2 protein-coding genes are annotated in these 2,204 nt (G+C 70.6%); one reads left to right on the forward strand and one right to left on the reverse strand.

Features of this window, described 5'->3' with window-relative positions; genetic code table 11:
- Positions 1–1,071, reverse strand: a 1,071-nt coding sequence (locus tag AB0G02_RS36230; protein ID WP_360803813.1) for a YncE family protein, incomplete at its 3' end; no start/stop codon positions are given.
- Positions 1,072–1,432: 361 nt separating this feature from the next.
- Here AB0G02_RS36230 and AB0G02_RS36235 point away from each other — a divergent pair.
- A partial coding sequence (locus AB0G02_RS36235; protein WP_360803810.1) for a PucR family transcriptional regulator occupies positions 1,433–2,204 on the forward strand: 772 nt, incomplete at its 3' end.

The following is a 2,204-nucleotide window of genomic DNA, read 5'->3' on the forward strand; positions in this document are numbered from 1 at the left end:
GTCACCGACCGACACCGAGGCGACCTTGCGGCCGGTGGCGAAGTCGATCGCGGTGACCCGGTCGGCACCGCTCTCCGAGATCACGCAGCTGCGCCCGTCACCGCTCACCGTCGCCCAGTACGGCTTGGACGCGGGCACGAGCGGCCCTTCCCGCAGCGTCGCCCGGTCCACGACCACGGCGTAGTCGTCCATGGTCCCGGCGATGCACAGCTTGTCCCCCGCCGGGCTCATCGACATGCCGTGGTGGCGGGAGTCGTTGACCCAGGTGGTGCGGTCCTCGCTGGTGGCGGGGTTCTTCGGCAGCTCCTTCACCCGCGTGACGCGGTCGGCGGTGACGTCGTACTCCAGGAACCCGTTGAAGAACGACACCTGGAAGTACAGCTTCGACTCGTCGGGCGTGAACGCCACCGGCCGCACGGCGTCGGACAGGTCCGAGCGGCCGAACGCGTCCAGCCGAGTCCGCATGTCGATCACCTTGACCTGGCGGAACGTCGCCGCGTCCACGACCGTGATGCGCCGGTCGCCCTTGGTGAAGTCCAACGCCGGGTCGTCCAGGTCGGTGTTGACCTCACCGATCGACATGTTCCACAGGTACTTGCCGTCCTCGGTGAAGACGTTCTCGTGCGGCTTGTCACCGGTGGCGAACGAGCCGACCTGGCGGCCGGTCTCGATGTCGAGCACGTGCACCGTGTTCGACGTCGAGGCGGACACCGCGACCCGACGCCCGTCGGGCGAGACGGCCATGTGGTCGGAGCGGAAGCCCGACACCGGGAAGCGCCAGTTCACCCGGCCGGTGGCCAGGTCGATCGACACCACGTCGGCGAAGCTCGGGCGTGAGGCGACCACGGCACGGCCGTCGGGAGTCGTGTACATGTCGTCGACGAACTGGTCGTGGCCCTCACCGGGACCGGACCGGATGCCGAGGAAGAAAGCGAGCCTGATCGGGTTGAGGTAGATCTCCCACAACCGCTGCTCGCGGTCCGGGATGATGTTCACCCGGCCGATTCGCGCGAAATCACCACCGGAGGCGATCACGTCGGCGGTGCCGTCCCAGTTGTTGCCGACGAACATCACCTCGCGCAACGCCGTGCTCTCGGGCGGGGCGGCGACGGCCGCCGGGTTCAGGGCGGCGACCAGGGCACACGCGGTCAGGACGCCGAGCACGCGCGTGCGGCGAACGCGCCTCCGCCCTTTCGCCACGGATTTCTTGTCCACAACAGCTCCAAACCGGATGCGGAATTGTCACATCCGTGCAGGGTTGATTCGTGCACGCCATTCTTCGAACTCGCGACCGCTCGACGCGCCGACGGACTGTTACCGTTCGGTAGGCAATAGGTACCGGCTCGCGGCGCACCCGCGGTAGGGGCCGGTGCCCAACGAGTCGGGCGCTCGTTATGCCACTGCCACAACGTCGCGGTGGGAGGAGGACGGGGTGTCGGCAGCACACGACCGCGGTCGCCTGCTCAGGCAGGTGCTCAGGGCCATGGCGACCGACCGGGGCGTCGTCGAGGAACTGGTCCGCGCCGCCCGCGACCGGTCACCGGAGGTGGCCCGCCTGCCGGAGGCGGAGAACCGGCGGCACGTCGAGGTACTCCTCGCCACGGGCCTGGACTTCTTCGAGCGGTCCGACGAACCGGAGGCGCAGGACTTCGAGGCCGCGCAGGCGCTGGGCGCGGACCGGGCCGCACAGGGCATCTCCATCGACGGCCTGCTGCGCGGCGTCCAGGCGGGCCGCACGCGGGCGATGAAGATCGCCATCGCCCTGAGCCGGGACGCGGGCGTGCCCGACCAGGTGCTCCTGGAGGGCCTGGTCGACCTCGACCGCTACACCGGGGCGCTGGAGCGGCACGTGATCAACGGCTACCACACCGCCGAGCTCGAACTGTCCCGCACCAACCGCGACGCCAACACCCACCTGCTGCGACGACTGCTCCTGCACGGCGACGGCACGCCACCGGCACCGGAGGAGCTGCGGCGCGCGGGCCTGTCACCCGACGGGCGCTACCACTGCCTGGTGTCCGACGTGACCCAGCCCGCCGAGGCGCGTGCGCTGGAACAACGCCTGGTCGGCTGCGGCGGCGTCTACGGGTTGGTGGAGGGGCGGCTGACCGGGCTGTCCACCCGCCGACCGACCCCGGCCGAGCTCGCGCCGGACGTGCTGCTGGTCGCCGCGCCCGCCACCGGGCTCGCGCGGATGCGCGACG

The organism is Actinosynnema sp. NPDC023658, assembly GCF_040639995.1.
Taxonomy (GTDB): domain Bacteria; phylum Actinomycetota; class Actinomycetes; order Mycobacteriales; family Pseudonocardiaceae; genus Actinosynnema.